Here is a 17,622-nt window from a genome sequence, read left to right as displayed (position 1 = left end):
TACTTACGTAAGGTAAGTTAATAACTTTTAGGAGGTTTTAAAAATGATGGATTTCGGTCTACTTATTATTCGTCTTATTATAGGAATTACATTCATGGGTCATGGCGCTCAAAAATTATTTGGTTGGTTCGGCGGTTACGGTTTAAAAGGAACAGGTGGCTGGATGGAGTCAATCGGTTTACGTCCTGGTGTATTTATGGCATTTATGGCTGGCGCAACTGAATTACTAGGTGGTTTCTTATTCGCATCAGGTATTTTCATTGTAGTTGGTTCATTATTTATCGTTGGAACAATGTTAATGGCTATCTTCACTGTTCACGGAAAAAATGGTTACTGGGTAACACAAAACGGATATGAATATAACTTAATGTTAATCGCTGTCGCTGTTGGTGTAGCTTTAATCGGACCTGGCGCATACGTTTTACTTTAATTTTTATCTCAAATTTGAGATTCTTGAAAAAGAACTTACTTCATTACAATTGAAGTAAGTTCTTTTTATGAAACAAAATATTATTTCCAGCAGGATTTTCTCATCGTTATCTTGTAAACAAACAATAAGTATTCATATTTAGAAAGGGGATTACAAGCATGTTATCCATTAATCCAAATGAACAAACTGAAAAAGATAATTACAAATTACTTACCGGAAGTATCATCCCTCGTCCTGTCGCATTCGTTACTTCTGTAACAAAAGAAGGTGTACTAAACGGAGCACCATATAGTTATTTCAATATTGTCGCTGCTAATCCACCACTTATCTCAGTATCTGTACAACGAAAAGCAGGAGAAAGAAAGGACACTTCCCGAAACGCAATTGAAAAAGGAGAATTTGTCGTACATATTTCTGACGAATCATATGTAGCAGCAATTAACGAAACAGCAGCTAACCTCCCGCCAAATGAAAGTGAAATTGAACTAGCAAAACTAACACCAATCGAAAGTGAAGTCATCTCTGTTCCAGGTGTAAAAGAAGCAAATATTCGAATGGAATGCGTATTAGAACGTGCAATTCCACTTGGCGGAACGGAAGACTCACCAGCTTGTGATCTACTAATTGGACGAGTCGTTCGTTTCCACGTTGCCGAACATCTATATGAAAAAGGGCGCATTCACGCAGAAGGACTCAAACCAATAAGCCGCCTAGCAGGACACAACTATGCAAAATTAGGAGAACAATTTGAATTAGTTAGGCCAGTTTAAAAGCGAAAGCGGCTCGCTCAGAATGGGAGGGCATTGGAGCTCTCGACCTTGAAGCGCTTTTTGCTTCATGCGAGAGAGCGAAATGACCGGAGATTCTAGCCGCTGAAGCTGGATAACATCTAAAAGCGGAAGCGGCTCGTTCAGAATGGGAGGAGGATGGAGCTTCTGACGTAGAGGCGCTTTTTGCCTCACAGGAAGACGCGAAGCCACCGACCATTCTAGCCGCTGAAGCTGGATAACATCTAAAAGCGGAAGCGGCTCACTCAGAATGGGAGGGGGATGGAGCTTCTGACGTAGAGGCGCTTTTTGCCTCGCAGGAAGACGCGAAGCCACCGACCATTCTAGCCGCTGGAGCTGGATAACATCTAAAAGCGGAGGCAGCTAGATTCCTCCCATCACTCAAATATAAAATCCCCTGCTTTTTAGCAGGGGATTTTATCATTGTAATTCTTCCTTCTTTTCCTCTAAAGTAGGCATTTTCTCTTTTTTCGGCTTCCCTAGCTTAATTACGAAGAAGTATAGGGAAAGCAATGTAATAAGAAAAACAATTAAAAACGGGTACGGAGAGTAAAAGGCACGCGCCGCCTCAGTCTTTCCCGCAACAAATTTCAATGACTCAATATCTAAAAACTCAGCAAACATTTGTACACCGAGCATACTAAACCAAAAAACAAAAAAACTAATAATAATACCAAAAACTTGCTTCAATCTCGTCATTCATCTCATCCTTTCTATATCTGTAATTTTTAGCGTAATAAATATAGTACAAACAAAATATTCACAGAAAGGAACTATCTCACCATTCACGAATTAACTTAATCCAACCTAACATCGAAATTTGCAAAATAATACCCCAAATTATAAGTCTTCTTAGCCATCGAGGAAAGAAGGTTAAAAATTTAACATACCATTCCAATAGCTTGTTCATAATTCCCTCCTACATAAAATTATATAGGAAAAAGGATATATAATCCAAACCCAACCAAAATGATACCACCTACTATCTCACCGTATGTACCGAGCATATCTTTCGCATGTCTCCCAATTAATAAACCAATCCACGCTAATAACATGCTAACAAATCCAAACAGTAAAATCGTAATAATTGTCTGTGCCCCATAAATACCAAGACTAAGCCCTACTGAGAAACTATCTATACTGACGCCAAATGCAAATACGAATAAACTAATTCCAATAGGGGCAGTTCTAGTCTCTTCATTTTGTAAAATGGTCGAATATACGATATAAAACCCTAGTCCGATTAATAAAATAGCACCCGCAAAATGTGCGATATCTCCATATTTCTCTGATAAAAAACGACCTAGTACCATTCCTATAAACGGCATAATAATATGAAATATCCCTATCGTCATACCAATATACAGGATTTGTCTTAACTTTAGGGGCATCATCCCCATACCAAGACTCACCGAGAACGCATCCATCCCTAAGGCGAATGCCATAATTATTAAAGGTATTAGCTGTTCAAACGTCATTCATGCCCCTCCTTGGATGTGCTACTTCACAATATGCTTATCCAAGGAGAAATATTCTGTTTGCTAATCTTACCTTATCATTCAATAATAATATGATGTCCTGCCGCTTTTGTTAAACGATTCATAATTGCATTCCCTATTCCTTCATTAGGGAATGACTCACTAAAAATAACATCCACTTCACTTGCATCAAATGTTCTAAGTACATCATATAATTTAGTCGCAACGCTAGCTAAGTCACTTCTAACACCACAAGATAATATAACATCTGCACTATATACATGCTGATACTCTTCTGTCGTTAATACGCCTACTTTAAATCCTTCTTTCTCTTTCTCATCCACAAGATGCTGAATAAACTCACGTGAGCCCTCGACAATACTAAGTGGTGCTTTCGGCGCATAATGTGTGTATTTCATTCCAGGCGATTTCGGTTTTTCCTTCTCATCCTTTAAAGCTGGATCTAAAGAAACAGTACCTATCACCGCTTCTAATTGTTCTTTCGTAATCCCACCTGGACGTAATATTGTTGGAACCGTGCTTGTACAATCAATTACAGTTGATTCAACGCCTACTCCAGTTGCACCACCATCAACAATACCTGCAATCTTCCCATTCAAATCTTCATATACGTGAGAAGCTAATGTTGGACTTGGACGCCCTGAACGATTCGCACTTGGTGCCGCAACAGGTACATTCGCCTCTTCAATAAGAGCAAGTGCAATTGGATGATCAGGCATTCTTACTCCAACCGTATTAAGTCCTGCCGTCACCTTCTCTGAAATTCCTTCTTTTCTCGGCAAAATAATTGTTAATGGTCCTGGCCAAAAATGCGCCATTAACTTCTCTGCAACTGGTGGAATTTCTTTCACAATCCCATCTAACTGAGATTTTGTACCTATGTGGACAATGAGTGGATTATCACTCGGTCTTCCTTTCGCTTCGAAAATTTTCGCGATTGCTTCATCATCCATCGCGTTTGCCCCTAACCCATATACTGTTTCCGTAGGGAAAGCAACCGCCTCATTTTCTCTTAATAATTTTGCTGCTTCTTGTAACTGTGGATAATATTTTTTTCTTTCCACAACATTATCCACAACCCACATATTTGTATGCATTTTTTTCCACGTCCTTTTCTAGCCTTAAATACTTGTCTATTTTTAGTTTACTATGAGATTTATCCAAAAGACAAACAAGGTTTATCCACAAAATGTGGATAAACCTAATTAATCCGTGGATAACTTTGTGAATAGCTGACAATTTAGTATTATTGCATTCTGCTCTTTTATATTTTTACAAAAATGTTCTAGCTGTTGAATTCCCTCTGGAACCTCATCCTTTTCTATAGTAAAAAAGTCAAAGAACTGAAAGATCGGTACAGATTGTGGATGATTTGTTAGTAAGTACAATTGTTGAACACTTTTTTCTTTCATATACTGCAAAAACATTTCAAAAAAATATAAGAAAGTCTGTTTATCCACATGAGGTGTGAATAAACAAGAACGAATAAGTACATCTTCCCCACTTTGTTCATAACCAATTACAGCTCGTATTTCTTCCGCCTCTTCCAAAATCATAAATTGTGCGTACAACTCATTTATTTTATCATCTTTTTTATTAGCTTGTCCGAAAAAAGAATGTAATCTTTCCACATCTGCTTTCGTAGCAAAATACACTTTCTTCATAATAAATCCCTCCTCATTTTTATATATGAGGAGGGATTTATTAATAGTACTATTTAGAGAATAAAGATGTAAAAGCTTCTACAATAAACAATTTAACTTCTGGCTTTTCTTCTTCCTCTTCTACTTTTACATACTCATTTTGCTGTTCTTGTTTTTTCTCCACAGGTTTCTCTACTTTTTCCACATTTTTTGTTTCTTCTTTACTTACAGGCTGCTCTTCGACTTTTGTTTCATTTTTTACTACTTTCTTTTCAGAAGATGTTACTTTTTTTACTACTTCCTGTTTTACAACTTTCGTTTCTTTTACCTTATCCACTTTCTTCTCTTCTGTATTTACTACTTCCTTATCTAGTTGTTTCACCTGCTCCTCTTCAGGAGATTCCGCCTTCACAACGTGCTCTTCTTTTCTTACAGCTGTCCCACTCGAAAAATCTAAGAAACACATTGGTGGAAATAATACACACCACCAGTTCGCCCCTTCACCTTCTCCAATTGTAATCAATACTGCTTCATATTCCCCTGCCGGATAAATAAAATTCCCATATACCTTTGTAGGAAACTTTACATTCTTACTAAATTTCACTTGAAATGATTCTTTACTTCCTTCTCTTTTTAACGTATTTTCCACCGTTTTCTCGATTTCTGGAATATGACTTTGAATTACTTTGCGCGCCTCTTCAAATGAAGTTAAATCCGCTACCCATCCATCAATTTGTGCTTTTACTTCATCACGCACTTTACGCTTTAATGCCTGGTCTTTATCTGAATCACTATTTGCTAAAATTCGTAATCGAACGGCCTCTTTCGGAATAACTGAAGGCCCTTTCGCATCAGCTTTCATATATCCAAACTGCACAAGTAACTGTGCACCAATTAATAGTATAAGAAGATAAGCAATAACTTGTTTTTTCATTTCCTCCACCGTCCCTTCTACAAACAGTGTGGACAGACTTTCATCTTTCTAAACTATTAAATTCAAAATCTATATGAATTTTTCCACAAAAAAATAGAGTAAGGTGTGAACCTTACTCCATCTCTGCAAATACCATACGATCTTTTCCGTTAATATCGAAAACAACCTCAACATGAGCATGTGGAAAAGCTTGTTGTAACAATCTTTTTACATCCTCACCTTGTCCTACTCCAATTTCAAACGCCACAATCGCTTTCTTCTGCAACACATTCGGCAATTCTTCCATAAAACGGCGATAGAAATCTAATCCGTCTTCACCACCAACAAGTGCTCTCTTCGGCTCATGCTCTTTCACAACAGGAGAAAGACCACGCCAATCCTCTTCCGGTATATATGGAGGATTTGAAACAACAACATCTAGCTTTTGACCCGTTTTATGAAATGGTGACAATAAATCACCGTGATAGAACGTTACTTCTGCACCTAAAGCTTTTGCATTTTCTTTTGCAACTTCAATCGACTCTTGTGCAATATCTACTGTATACACATGAAGATTTTTATTTTCTAAAGCAAGCGTAATAGAAATCGCTCCACTACCTGTACCTATATCTGCTACATGTAGTTTCTCATCACCAAAATGGCGCTCGATTCTTTCTAATACTCCCACTATAAGCTCTTCTGTTTCCGGCCTTGGTATTAATACTTCTTCATTCACAAAGAAAGACCGTCCATAAAACATTTCATAACCAATCATATATTGAATAGGAATACCTTCTACATGCTTATGGATAAACTCCGTAAAGCTTTTCTCTTGTTCCTCAGTTATTTCTTCACGCATATTCATAAGTAATCCTGTTCTGTTCACCTTTAATACATGACAAAGGACAATTTCTCCCGCATTTTCATCTCGTCCATTTTCCTGTAAAAAAGAAGAAGCCCATTTCAGGGCTTCATAGACACGCATTACTCCGCTGCCTCCATCTTTTGAGCCTGATCTTCCATCACTAAGGCATTGATGAAATCATCTAACTTACCTTGTAAGATTTGATCTAGCTTTTGAATCGTTAAACCGATTCGATGGTCTGTAACACGGTTTTGCGGGAAGTTATACGTACGAATACGCTCTGAACGATCTCCCGTACCAACAGCTTGTTTACGGTTTTGATCATACTCAGCTTGCGCTTCTTGTCTAAACTTATCATAAACACGTGCGCGTAATACTTTCATCGCTTTTTCTTTATTCTTGATCTGTGATTTCTCATCCTGACAAGATACAACTACACCAGTCGGTAAATGCGTTAAACGCACCGCTGACATCGTTGTATTAACGCTCTGTCCACCAGGTCCACTAGAAGCGAATGTATCAACACGAACATCTTTCTCATGAATATCAATTTCTACTTCTTCTGCCTCTGGTAATACAGCTACAGTTGCTGTAGATGTATGAATACGTCCACCAGATTCCGTTTCAGGAACACGTTGTACACGGTGAGCACCATTCTCGAATTTCAGCTTCGCGAAAGCACCTTTACCATTAATCATAAAGATAATCTCTTTATACCCACCTAACTCTGTATAGCTAGCCTCAATAATCTCCGTTTTCCAGCCCTGTACCTCAGCGTAACGGCTATACATACGGTATAAGTCACCAGCAAATAAAGCTGCCTCGTCTCCACCAGCAGCTCCACGAACCTCAACGATAACGTTCTTATCATCATTAGGGTCTTTTGGAACAAGTAAAATTTTCAGACGCTCTGATAATGTTTTATCTTGTGATTCTAACTCAGAAACTTCTTCTTTTACCATTTCACGCATTTCTGCGTCTAACTTATCTTCTAACATTGCTTTCGCATCTTTTAATTGCTCACGAACATCCTTATACTCACGATACACCTCTACCGTTTCCTGTATATCAGACTGTTCCTTTGAATATTCACGAAGCTTATTTGAATCACTAATAATCGCTGGATCACTTAACAATTCATTTAACTTCTCATAACGATTTTCTACAGCTTGCAAACGATCTAACACATCATTCACCTCTACATCCTAGTATCTAATACAAATAGTATATGGTACTTACTCAAAAAAACGCAAATTATATTTAAAAGCGCAAGCGGCTCGCTCAGAATCGCAGGCCATTGGAGCTCTCGACCTTGAAGCGCTTTTTGCTTCGAGCGAGAGAGCGAAATGGCCTGCGATTCTAGCCGCTGGAGCTAGATAATATATTTAAAAGTGGCAGTGGCTCTTTCAGCTCTGACCAGCTAAGGTTCTCTCGCACAGAAGACGTTTTTTGTCTTCTCGTGCGGGAGGTTCTTAAACGCAAGGACCTAGGAGGCGGAGCTAGATAATATCTAAAAGCAGCGGATCACACCACTCACACTCTCTATTTTGAAAAAAACCCGCCTTGCGCAGCGAGTTTTACTTATCTTTGTTTGCAGGTACTGCATGACAATGACGACAACGTGGTTCATACGATTCTGAAGCTCCAACTAAAATAATTGGATCATCAAATGCCGCTGGTTCTCCATCAATTAATCGTTGTGTACGACTTGCTGGAGATCCACATACAGAACATACTGCTTGTAGTTTTGTCACATGTTCAGCAATCGCCATCAGCTGAGGAACTTGTCCAAATGGTAGACCACGGAAATCTTGGTCTAAACCAGCTACAATGACACGATAGCCACGATTTGCCAATACTTGCACCACTTCCACAATGTCCCCATCAAAAAATTGCACCTCATCGATTGCAATAACATCCAGCTCTTCTGTAATATGTTCAAATATATCCTTTGAAGCTGAAACAGGAACTGCTTTTACCTTTAATCCGTTATGTGATACAACATCTTCTTCACTATATCGATTATCAATACATGGTTTAAATACAATTGCATGTTGTTTTGCAAATTGCGTACGGCGCACACGGCGGATTAGCTCTTCTGACTTGCCAGAAAACATACTACCGCAAATCACTTCAATCCAGCCATTTTGATTTATTAAGTACATGAAGCTCTCCTTTCATCTACTTTTCAGTTAAAAGTAGGGTAAAGGTATAATATTTTCGCAAAAAAAACAGACAAGCGAATACATACACTTGCCTGTTTTATGTTTTTATTACTTAAGACCGTATTTCTTATTGAAGCGGTCAACGCGTCCGTCTGCAGTAGCAAACTTCTGACGTCCAGTGTAGAATGGGTGAGAATCAGAACTGATCTCAACTTTTAGTAATGGATAAGTGTTACCATCTTCCCACTCAACAGTTTCGTTAGATCCTTTAGTAGATCCGCTTAAGAATTTGAAGCCTGTGTTTGTGTCCATGAATACAACTTTCTTGTAATCTGGGTGAATTCCTGCTTTCATTCTTTTCATCTCCTTCCGCCCTGAATCATTTTCGAAACAGAGTTTTTCATCTTCAGCTGCATACACAACTATATTGATGAAACACATATGATGAAATTATAACAAGGCTAACTTCATTTTGCAACTACCTGTTTTTGTCTTTTGAAATTTAAAGTGGCGGTGGCTCGCTCAGCTCTGACCAGCTAAGGTTCTTTCGCCCTAAAGGTGCTTTTTACCTTTCGGGCGGAAGGTTCTTAGATGCGAAGAGCTAGCCACCAGAACTGGATATTACTTAAGAATCCAGGACACTTCGAACTCTCGATCTTGAAGCGATTTTTGCTTCATGCGAGAGAGCGAAATAACCGGAGATTTTAGCCGCTGGAGGGAGCTCATCCAGCTCTGACTAACTCAGGTTCTTTCACTTATTTCTCTCTTTAATATCACCTAAACAGCATAAAAAACTCGCTTACTATAAAATAAGCGAGTCTTGATTTTTTCCCTTTACTTAGTTGTTACATACCTTTTCGAGTCTGCAACAATGTTTTGTAAAAACTCTTCATTTGTCTTCGTTTGACGAAGCTTACGTAAGAAACTTTCAACAAAGTCTGGTGTATCACGCATTGTCTTACGAATGCCCCATAACTTGTCTAAATGTTCTTTTGGAATTAATAGATCTTCTTTACGTGTACCAGAACGACGAATATCAATCGCTGGGAAGATACGACGTTCAGCTAATGAACGATCTAAGTGAAGTTCCATATTTCCAGTTCCTTTAAATTCCTCGTAAATAACATCGTCCATACGTGATCCTGTATCAACAAGGGCTGTTGCTAAAATTGTTAAGCTACCGCCTTCTTCAATATTACGTGCAGCTCCAAAGAAACGCTTCGGTCTATGGAAGGCAGCTGGATCGATACCACCTGATAATGTTCTACCACTTGGTGGAATAACGAGGTTGTAAGCTCGAGCTAAACGGGTAATACTATCCATTAAAATGATAACATCTTTCTTGTGCTCTACAAGACGCATCGCACGTTCTAACACAAGCTCAGCTACTTTAATATGATTTTCTGGTACTTCATCAAAAGTAGAACTTACAACATCTCCTTTAACAGAACGTTCAATGTCTGTTACTTCCTCTGGACGCTCATCAATTAAAAGTACAATTAGTTCTGCTTCCGGATGATTTGTTGTAACACTGTGCGCGATTTCTTTTAATAGACTTGTTTTACCAGCCTTTGGAGGCGCAACAATTAAACCACGTTGTCCAAATCCAACTGGTGCGATTAAATCCATGATGCGTGTCGGTAACTTTTTCGGTTCCGTTTCCAATTTCATTTGGCGATCTGGGTATAATGGTGTTAATGCAGGGAAATGCACACGCTCTTTTGCTGAATCTGGATCATCTCCGTTTACAGCTTCAACTTGTAATAACCCAAAATAGCGTTCATTTTCTTTCGGAGGTCGTACTTTACCAGAAACCTTATCTCCATTACGTAAATCGAAACGACGAATTTGCGAAGCTGAGATATAAATATCTTCTGAGCTTGGAGAATAGTTGATAGGACGTAGGAATCCAAATCCTTCTGATTGAATAATTTCTAATACGCCTTCCATGAAAAAGAAACCTTCTTTTTCTGCTCGAGCTTTCAAAATAGAAAAAATCAGCTCTTTTTTCGTTAACTTGCTATAATACGAAATCTTAAATTCTTTCGCAAGCTCGTATAACTCTTTTAATTTCATGTTTTCTAATGCTGCAATTGACAAATTCATTCAGACACCACACTTTAACGTTATTCTCTTTTTTCATGGGTAAAGGGAAAAAATACGGAAGGCAAATAATTAATAATGAAAGGCAATAAGTTCAAGTAGGGTAATATTCACTATTGTAACCCTTTTATCTAGTTTTAATCAATACGTTGGAACACAAATACAAGAAGCGAAGACAAGAAAATTTGTCTTCGCTTCTTATTTAATTTAGTTCCAGCTCCGATAGTTAGAAAGATCGACCATTTTAACCTTTCTGAAGGAGCTGCTTACGCTTTTTATTTAATCTAGCTTCAGCAGCTAGAATGGTCGGTGGCTTCACTTCTTCCTGCGAGGCAAAAAGCACCTCTACGTCAGAAGCTCCATCCCCCTCCCTTTCTGAAGGAGCTGCTTACGCTTTTTATTTAATCCAGCTCCGGTGGCTAGAAGGGTCAGTCATTTCACCCCTTCCTGCGAGGCACAAAACGCCTCTTCGTCAGGAGTTCCAATGCCTTCCCCTTCTGAGCAAGCCACCTCCGCTTTTTACTTAAATCCAGTTCCAGCGGCTAGAATCTCCGGTCATTTTACTCTCTCACTCGAAGCAAAGAGCGCTTCAAGGTCGAGAGTTGAAAGTGTCCTGCGATTCTGAGCGAGCCGCTTCCACCTTTTACTTAATAACCAAGTTCGGTTTTTTATTTAAGCTATGACGACCATCTACGAAGCGAACTGTGCCTGATTTTGCGCGCATAACAAGGGATTGCGTTGTTCCTACGCTACCTTTAAATTGAACACCGCGTAATAGTTCTCCATCTGTTACGCCTGTTGCTGCAAAGATTGCATCGTCACCTTTTACTAAGTCCTCCATGCGAAGGATACGATTAATGTCTTCTATGCCCATTTTTTTACAACGTGCTAATTCAGCTTCGTTTTGTGGCAATAGTTTTCCGTGAATTTCTCCACCTAAACATTTTAAAGCAACTGCTGCTAATACACCTTCAGGTGCTCCACCAGATCCAAATAAAATATCTACACCTGTACGATCAAACGCTGTATTAATCGCTCCAGCTACATCTCCATCATTAATCAATTTAATGCGCGCACCAGCTTTACGAATTTCTTCGATAATTTCTTGATGACGTGGACGATTTAAAACTGTCGCTACAACATCTTCAATATCTTTATTTTTCGCTTTCGCAACTGCACGTAAGTTATCAATAATAGGCGCATCAATGTCGACCGCCCCAACTGCTTCTGGGCCAACCGCGATTTTATCCATGTACATGTCAGGGGCATGTAACAAATTACCGTGGTCTGCAATTGCAATAACAGCAAGAGCATTCCAGCCACCAGCTGCTACGATGTTTGTCCCTTCTAAAGGATCAACCGCAACGTCTACACGTGGTCCATATCCTGTACCTAATTTCTCTCCGATATATAGCATTGGTGCTTCATCCATCTCACCTTCACCAATTACAACTGTACCTTTCATCGGAATTGTATCAAATACATCACGCATAGCTGATGTTGCTGCACCGTCTGCCTCATCCTTTTTCCCGCGCCCCATCCAACGCGCTGATGATAAAGCTGCAGCCTCTGTTACACGTACTAACTCCATAGATAAACTTCTTTCCACGATAATCCCTCTCCTTTAAGCCTTTATATTTCTGCCGTATTTTGTGAACCGTGTTTTTCTATAAAGTGTACTTCCGCAAGTAGTGATACTTCCCCCTTGCGGAAGTATCACTTATGCGTTCTTCATTTCTTCAATTTCTTGCTTTGTCATTTGTTCTCGCCAAATGTTTGCACCAAGCCCTTTAAGCTTGTCCACTATATTCTCATAACCTCGATCAATATGCTCAAGTCCTGTTACTTCTGTAATTCCATCTGCCATTAACCCTGCAATAACAAGTGCCGCTCCTGCTCGTAAATCACTCGCCTTCACTTTTGCACCTTGCAGTAACACAGGACCAGTTACAATTGCCGAACGACCCTCTACTTTAATTTGAGCATTCATACGACGTAATTCATCAATGTGTTTGAAACGGGCACCGTAAATTGTATCTGTTACAACTCCCGTCCCGTGCGCCTTTGTTAAAAGCGTCGTAAACGGCTGTTGTAAATCCGTTGGAAAACCTGGATATACAAGCGTTTTGATATCAACTACTTTTAACTTTCTATTACCGTTCACCGTAATTTGATCATCGTTCGTTTCAACTTGAACACCAGCTTCTCTTAGCTTTGCAGTAACTGATTCTAAATGCTGAGGAATAACGTTATCAACCGTTACTTCTCCTCCTGATGCAGCTCCTAGAATCATATACGTACCAGCTTCAATACGATCTGGAATGATAGTATGGTGACAACCATGTAAAGAGTCAACACCATCTATTCGGATTACGTCAGTACCAGCACCTTTAATACGTGCTCCCATGCTTGTTAACAATGTAGCTACATCAATGATCTCAGGCTCTTTCGCTGCATTTTCAATAACAGTTCTACCTTTCGCTCGTACAGCTGCTAGCATAATATTAATCGTAGCTCCTACACTAACAACATCTAAATAAATACGTGCCCCACGTAGCTCATCTGCTCTTAAATAGATGGCACCTTGTTCATTCGTAACATGTGCACCTAGCGCTTCAAACCCTTTAATATGCTGATCAATCGGCCTCGGTCCTAAATGACATCCACCCGGAAGCCCAATAACAGCTTTTTTAAAACGGCCAAGCATTGCACCCATTAAATAATAAGAAGCGCGCAATTTTTTCACTTTTCCATTTGGCAAAGGCATTGCAACCATGTTAGAAGGATCGACTACCATCTCTTCCTCCTGTCCATAAGTTACTTTCCCTCCAATTTCCTCTAGTAAGTCTCCTAACATTTTCACGTCCGAAATATTAGGGACACCACCAATAGTTACTGGAGTATCTGCTAAAATTGTCGCTGGAATTAATGCAACGGCACTGTTCTTTGCACCACTTACTCGAATTGTTCCATTTAAAGCTCTTCCGCCTTCAATTAGCAATTTTTCCATATTGAGCTCCCTTCTTGTGAATGTATTTACTTTCTATCTTTTTATAGAAAGCTCCCCTTAAGAATCTCAATTACTCTTTCCATCCCAAAACTCAATAAATAGGAAACCATTATCTTCATTTCTCCTGTAGCACGAATAGATAAAGATCAACTATTCATCGAATTCACTTTATCAATTTAGATACGTTATCACATTTATTAATAGGACTATGCACATTATTTTCTATTTAAAAACCAAAAATGATAAAATCTTTAGACTTGTTCACGCTTTCATTATACAACGAAAGGAAACCGTCTAAAAGACTAGACGGTTTCCAAAACGGAATTTTATTCTTACGCTTTACCGTTAGAACCGAATTCGCGAATTTTACCAATAACAGTTGCTTTGATAGCGTCGCGGCCAGGTCCGATAAATTTACGAGGATCGTAAACTTCTTGGTCTTTGTTTAATACTTCACGAACAGCTTTTGTAAACTCGATTTGGTTCTCAGTGTTTACGTTGATTTTTGAAGTACCTAAAGAGATAGCTTTTTCGATATCAGCAGTTGGGATACCAGTACCACCATGTAATACTAAAGGTACGCCAGTGAAGTCACGAACTTGTTCCATTTCAGCGAATCCTAAGTTAGGCTCACCTTTGTAAGGACCGTGTACAGAACCTAAAGCTGGAGCTAGGCAATCGATACCTGTTGCTTCAACAAGGTGCTTACACTCTGCTGGGTCAGCGTAAATTACGCCTTCAGCGATTACGTCGTCTTCTTGTCCGCCAACTGTTCCAAGCTCAGCTTCAACAGATACGTTACGAGCGTGTGCGTATTCTACTACTTGTTTAGTAGTTTCAACGTTTTCTTCGAATGGGTGGTGAGAAGCGTCGATCATTACAGATGTGAAACCTGCATCAATTGCTTCTTTACATTTTTCAAAGCTTGAACCATGGTCAAGGTGAATCGCTACAGGAACAGTGATGTTCATTTCTTCGATTAAAGCTTTAACCATAGCTACAACTGTTTTGAAACCAGTCATATGACGAGCTGCACCCTCAGATACACCTAGGATTACAGGAGATTTTTCTTCTTCCGCAGCAGCTAAGATAGCTTGAGTCCACTCTAAGTTGTTCATGTTGAATTGACCAACTGCGTATTTTCCTTCTAGTGCTTTGTTTAGCATTTCTTTCATAGAAACTAAAGGCATGGTGAATCCTCCTAAAAAACGTTTTTTGTATCCGATAAGTTCTTATCGCTGGTAGTATGACCAGAATAAGGTAAAATATGTATATCTACATACCGGACTTTTTTCTACACTCAATAGGATAACAACTTGTACTCAAAAACTCAACTGTATTCACCTGCACAATAGTCCATGTAAACGCTTTTTTCCATATTTTTTATAAAAAATTCATTTTTACGCCTCTACAGCGAGCTCATTTCTCACAGCTTGACGAATTTCATCAATATCAAATGGCTTAGCAAAATGCATTAAAGCTCCTAAATCTTTTGCTTCTTGGATCATATCAAGCTCTCCATAAGCAGTCATTAAAATTACTTTAATACTCTCATCAATTTCTTTTACATGCTTTAAAATCTCTATACCATCCATGCCTGGAATTTTCATATCTAACACTACTAAATCTGGATTATCTTTTTTCACGATATCTAAAGCTTGAAATCCATTCGCTGCTTGGAATGTCTGATAACCTTCTTTTTGGAACACTTCATGTAATAACACACGAATCCCATATTGATCATCAACGATTAAAATTTTACCTTCCATAATTCCCAACCTTTCTGTGTAAGTACAAGATTTAAAGCTTCTTATATCTTAACGATTTATTTTCGCTATTCTTTGGCAAATTCCTTCCTATTCTTTCTTATTTTACCGTTTCCTATTTTGTTATGCTACCCTACGATTTCACCTTTCTAAAAAAATAAATTATAATGAAAGCCGGCAAACACGTACGAAGGGAGTAACATTATGTTAAAAATTTTTTCAACTCAATTAAGTGGTTATTTCTCCAGAGTTTCTCAAAAAGAAGAAATGAATATAGAAGATAGCGCTCGTTTACTTGCTCAAGCACTAGTTGGCGATGGTTTCATTTATTTACATGGTACAAATGAAATGGAGGGCGTTGTTGCCGAGGCACTATTCGGTGCTGAACCAATGAAGCAAGCAAAACGCTTATTTGAAAATGGTAAAGAAGCAGAAGTAACCTCTGCGGATCGTGTACTTCTTATTAGCCGTTTTTCAACAGATGAAGCGGTTGTAGAAATTGCAAAAAAACTACAAGAAGAGGGACACTCTATTGTGGGCATTTCTGCTCTTCAAGAAGGTACAGAATCGCTGGAACGATATACAGACGTACATATTGATACAAAACTGTTAAAAGGTCTTATTCCAGACGATGAAGGTAATCGCTACGGATTCCCAAGTTTAATAGTAGCTTTATTTGCTTATCACGGGATTAAATTTACAATCGATGAAATGTTAAATGAATATTAAAAAAAGCGCCTTATTTCAGGCGCTTTTTTTATTACTTGCTCTCTTTATTCGTAATAGAAGCTCTTACGAAGTCATGGAACAATGGTTGTGGACGGTTTGGACGAGAAACAAGTTCTGGGTGGAACTGTGCTGCCACGAACCAAGGGTGGTCTTTTATTTCAATAATTTCAACTAGACGGCCGTCTGGGCTTGTACCAGAGAATACAAATCCTTCTTTTTCCATATCCGGACGGAACTGATTGTTGAACTCATAACGATGACGATGACGCTCATATACAACCGGCTCATTATAAGCATTGTAAGCATTTGTTTCTTCAGCAAGCTTACATGGGTATAGACCAAGACGAAGTGTACCACCTAGGTCCTCTACATCTTTTTGTTCTGGTAATAAGTCGATGATTGCATATGGTGTGTCAGGGTTGATTTCAGAAGAGTTAGCACCTTCTAAACCTAATACATTACGTGCGAATTCGATTGATGCAAGTTGCATACCTAAGCAAATTCCTAAGAATGGAACTTTGTTTTCACGAGCATATTGAATCGCAACGATTTTACCTTCTACACCACGATCGCCGAAGCCACCTGGTACAAGGATACCGTCTGTATCGCCAACTAATTCTTTTACGTTTTCTGCTGTTACGTGCTCAGCATTTACCCATTTTACTTCTACATCTGTGTCGAATGAGTAACCAGCATGACGAAGTGCTTCTACAACAGAAATATAAGCATCTTGAAGTTCTACATATTTACCAACAAGAGCGATTTTTGTTTTCTTAGAAAGATTACGCACTTTGTTAACTAGAGCAGTCCACTCTGTCATATCTGCAGCTGGATTGTCTAATTTTAAGTGGTCACAAACGATTTGGTCCATGTTTTGTTCTTGAAGAGATAATGGAACCGCATATAAAGTATCTGCATCGCGAGCTTCGATAACTGCTTTTGTATCGATGTCACAGAACAATGCAAGCTTGTCTTTCATATCTTGAGAAACAGGCATTTCTGTACGAACAACGATAATGTTTGGTTGAATACCTAAGCTACGAAGTTCTTTAACACTATGTTGTGTTGGTTTTGTCTTCATTTCACCCGCTGCTTTTAAGTATGGGATTAACGTACAGTGAATGTACATTACATTGTCACGACCGATGTCGCTCTTAATTTGACGGATTGCTTCTAAGAATGGTAGAGACTCGATGTCACCAACAGTCCCACCGATTTCTGTAATAACAACATCCGCATTTGTTTCACGACCAGAACGATATACGCGTTCTTTAATTTCGTTAGTAATGTGAGGAATAACTTGAACTGTTCCTCCTAAATATTCACCGCGACGCTCTTTTTGAAGAACTGAAGAGTAAATTTTACCTGTTGTTACGTTGCTGTATTTGTTTAAGTTAATGTCGATAAAACGCTCATAGTGACCAAGGTCTAAGTCAGTTTCTGCGCCATCATCTGTTACGAATACCTCACCGTGTTGATATGGGCTCATAGTCCCTGGGTCTACGTTAATGTATGGATCAAACTTTTGAATCGTTACGTTTAAACCACGATTTTTTAAAAGTCTTCCAAGAGATGCTGCTGTAATACCTTTTCCTAAAGACGATACTACACCGCCTGTTACAAAAATATACTTAGTCATGAAAAAGCTCCCTTCTATTTTGCTGTTATATAATCACCGTTGCAAAGCGCAACGTATGTAGATAACACTGTA

Annotated in this window: 19 protein-coding genes; 3 read left to right on the top strand and 16 right to left on the bottom strand. The window is 38.8% G+C overall.

Annotation, left to right across the window (positions count from 1 at the left end; translation table 11 throughout):
* The first annotated feature begins 43 nt into the window (after positions 1-43).
* Positions 44-430 (top strand): DoxX family protein, encoded by a 387-nt coding sequence (locus ACTFO4_RS10890; RefSeq protein WP_000968616.1) that lies wholly within the window; start codon positions 44-46, stop codon positions 428-430.
* 158 nt (positions 431-588) lie between these two features.
* A complete protein-coding gene (locus ACTFO4_RS10885) occupies positions 589-1,200 on the top strand; it encodes a flavin reductase family protein (RefSeq protein ID WP_000949055.1) in 612 nt (203 codons plus the stop codon).
* 438 nt (positions 1,201-1,638) lie between these two features.
* On the opposite strand, the gene ACTFO4_RS10880 is transcribed toward ACTFO4_RS10885, so the two are convergent.
* The 15 genes from ACTFO4_RS10880 to spo0F all read right to left on the bottom strand — a co-directional run bounded on the left by ACTFO4_RS10880 (position 1,639) and on the right by spo0F (position 15,185).
* Complete coding sequence (locus ACTFO4_RS10880; protein ID WP_000197472.1) at positions 1,639-1,917, bottom strand: DUF3935 domain-containing protein; 279 nt, start codon at positions 1,915-1,917, stop codon at positions 1,639-1,641.
* A 79-nt stretch (positions 1,918-1,996) separates the two neighbouring features.
* Positions 1,997-2,128, bottom strand: coding sequence for a hypothetical protein (locus ACTFO4_RS10875; RefSeq protein ID WP_001037634.1), 132 nt, complete (start codon positions 2,126-2,128; stop codon positions 1,997-1,999).
* A gap of 19 nt (positions 2,129-2,147) precedes the next feature.
* Positions 2,148-2,696, bottom strand: coding sequence for a manganese efflux pump MntP (locus tag ACTFO4_RS10870; RefSeq protein WP_000142475.1), 549 nt, complete (start codon positions 2,694-2,696; stop codon positions 2,148-2,150).
* 77 nt (positions 2,697-2,773) lie between these two features.
* Entirely contained in the window at positions 2,774-3,814 is a 1,041-nt protein-coding gene (locus tag ACTFO4_RS10865) for an L-threonylcarbamoyladenylate synthase (protein ID WP_440013658.1), read from the bottom strand.
* A gap of 108 nt (positions 3,815-3,922) precedes the next feature.
* The gene (locus ACTFO4_RS10860) at positions 3,923-4,381 is read right to left on the bottom strand and encodes a mechanosensitive ion channel protein (protein ID WP_000758437.1); all 459 of its coding nucleotides are present in this window, start codon (positions 4,379-4,381) and stop codon (positions 3,923-3,925) included.
* A gap of 49 nt (positions 4,382-4,430) precedes the next feature.
* A complete protein-coding gene (gene spoIIR, locus ACTFO4_RS10855; protein ID WP_025688628.1) occupies positions 4,431-5,294 on the bottom strand; it encodes a stage II sporulation protein R in 864 nt (287 codons plus the stop codon).
* A gap of 112 nt (positions 5,295-5,406) precedes the next feature.
* Entirely contained in the window at positions 5,407-6,258 is an 852-nt protein-coding gene (gene prmC, locus ACTFO4_RS10850; RefSeq protein WP_001267065.1) for a peptide chain release factor N(5)-glutamine methyltransferase, read from the bottom strand.
* The gene (gene prfA, locus ACTFO4_RS10845; RefSeq protein ID WP_000887064.1) at positions 6,258-7,325 is read right to left on the bottom strand and encodes a peptide chain release factor 1; all 1,068 of its coding nucleotides are present in this window, start codon (positions 7,323-7,325) and stop codon (positions 6,258-6,260) included. Before prfA ends, prmC begins: the two co-directional genes overlap by 1 nt.
* Positions 7,326-7,715: 390 nt before the next feature.
* Positions 7,716-8,303, bottom strand: a complete 588-nt coding sequence (locus ACTFO4_RS10840) for a thymidine kinase (RefSeq protein WP_000280859.1) — start codon at positions 8,301-8,303, stop codon at positions 7,716-7,718.
* A 108-nt stretch (positions 8,304-8,411) separates the two neighbouring features.
* Complete coding sequence (locus ACTFO4_RS10835) at positions 8,412-8,657, bottom strand: type B 50S ribosomal protein L31 (protein ID WP_000643433.1); 246 nt, start codon at positions 8,655-8,657, stop codon at positions 8,412-8,414.
* A gap of 480 nt (positions 8,658-9,137) precedes the next feature.
* The gene (gene rho, locus ACTFO4_RS10830) at positions 9,138-10,409 is read right to left on the bottom strand and encodes a transcription termination factor Rho (protein ID WP_001053903.1); all 1,272 of its coding nucleotides are present in this window, start codon (positions 10,407-10,409) and stop codon (positions 9,138-9,140) included.
* Positions 10,410-11,049: 640 nt separating this feature from the next.
* Complete coding sequence (gene glpX, locus ACTFO4_RS10825) at positions 11,050-12,015, bottom strand: class II fructose-bisphosphatase (RefSeq protein ID WP_000442340.1); 966 nt, start codon at positions 12,013-12,015, stop codon at positions 11,050-11,052.
* Between the two features lie 111 nt (positions 12,016-12,126).
* Positions 12,127-13,416: a UDP-N-acetylglucosamine 1-carboxyvinyltransferase gene (gene murA, locus ACTFO4_RS10820; RefSeq protein ID WP_000413254.1), complete on the bottom strand. Its 1,290-nt coding sequence runs from the start codon at positions 13,414-13,416 to the stop codon at positions 12,127-12,129.
* 332 nt (positions 13,417-13,748) lie between these two features.
* Positions 13,749-14,606, bottom strand: coding sequence for a class II fructose-bisphosphate aldolase (locus ACTFO4_RS10815; protein WP_001131855.1), 858 nt, complete (start codon positions 14,604-14,606; stop codon positions 13,749-13,751).
* A gap of 210 nt (positions 14,607-14,816) precedes the next feature.
* Positions 14,817-15,185 (bottom strand): sporulation initiation phosphotransferase Spo0F, encoded by a 369-nt coding sequence (gene spo0F, locus ACTFO4_RS10810; protein WP_000398594.1) that lies wholly within the window; start codon positions 15,183-15,185, stop codon positions 14,817-14,819.
* A 201-nt stretch (positions 15,186-15,386) separates the two neighbouring features.
* Between spo0F and ACTFO4_RS10805 the strand changes: the two genes are divergently transcribed.
* Positions 15,387-15,911 (top strand): DUF2529 domain-containing protein, encoded by a 525-nt coding sequence (locus tag ACTFO4_RS10805; protein ID WP_000912402.1) that lies wholly within the window; start codon positions 15,387-15,389, stop codon positions 15,909-15,911.
* 31 nt (positions 15,912-15,942) lie between these two features.
* On the opposite strand, the gene pyrG is transcribed toward ACTFO4_RS10805, so the two are convergent.
* Positions 15,943-17,550: a CTP synthase gene (gene pyrG, locus ACTFO4_RS10800; RefSeq protein WP_000170459.1), complete on the bottom strand. Its 1,608-nt coding sequence runs from the start codon at positions 17,548-17,550 to the stop codon at positions 15,943-15,945.
* Between the last annotated feature and the right edge of the window lie 72 nt (positions 17,551-17,622).

Origin of the sequence: Bacillus cereus group sp. MYBKT14-1, from assembly GCF_051915185.1 — a bacterium.
Lineage (GTDB): Bacteria > Bacillota > Bacilli > Bacillales > Bacillaceae_G > Bacillus_A > Bacillus_A cereus.
The sequence above is the reverse complement of the archived record's forward strand: the minus strand, read 5'-3'. Positions and strand labels throughout refer to the sequence as shown.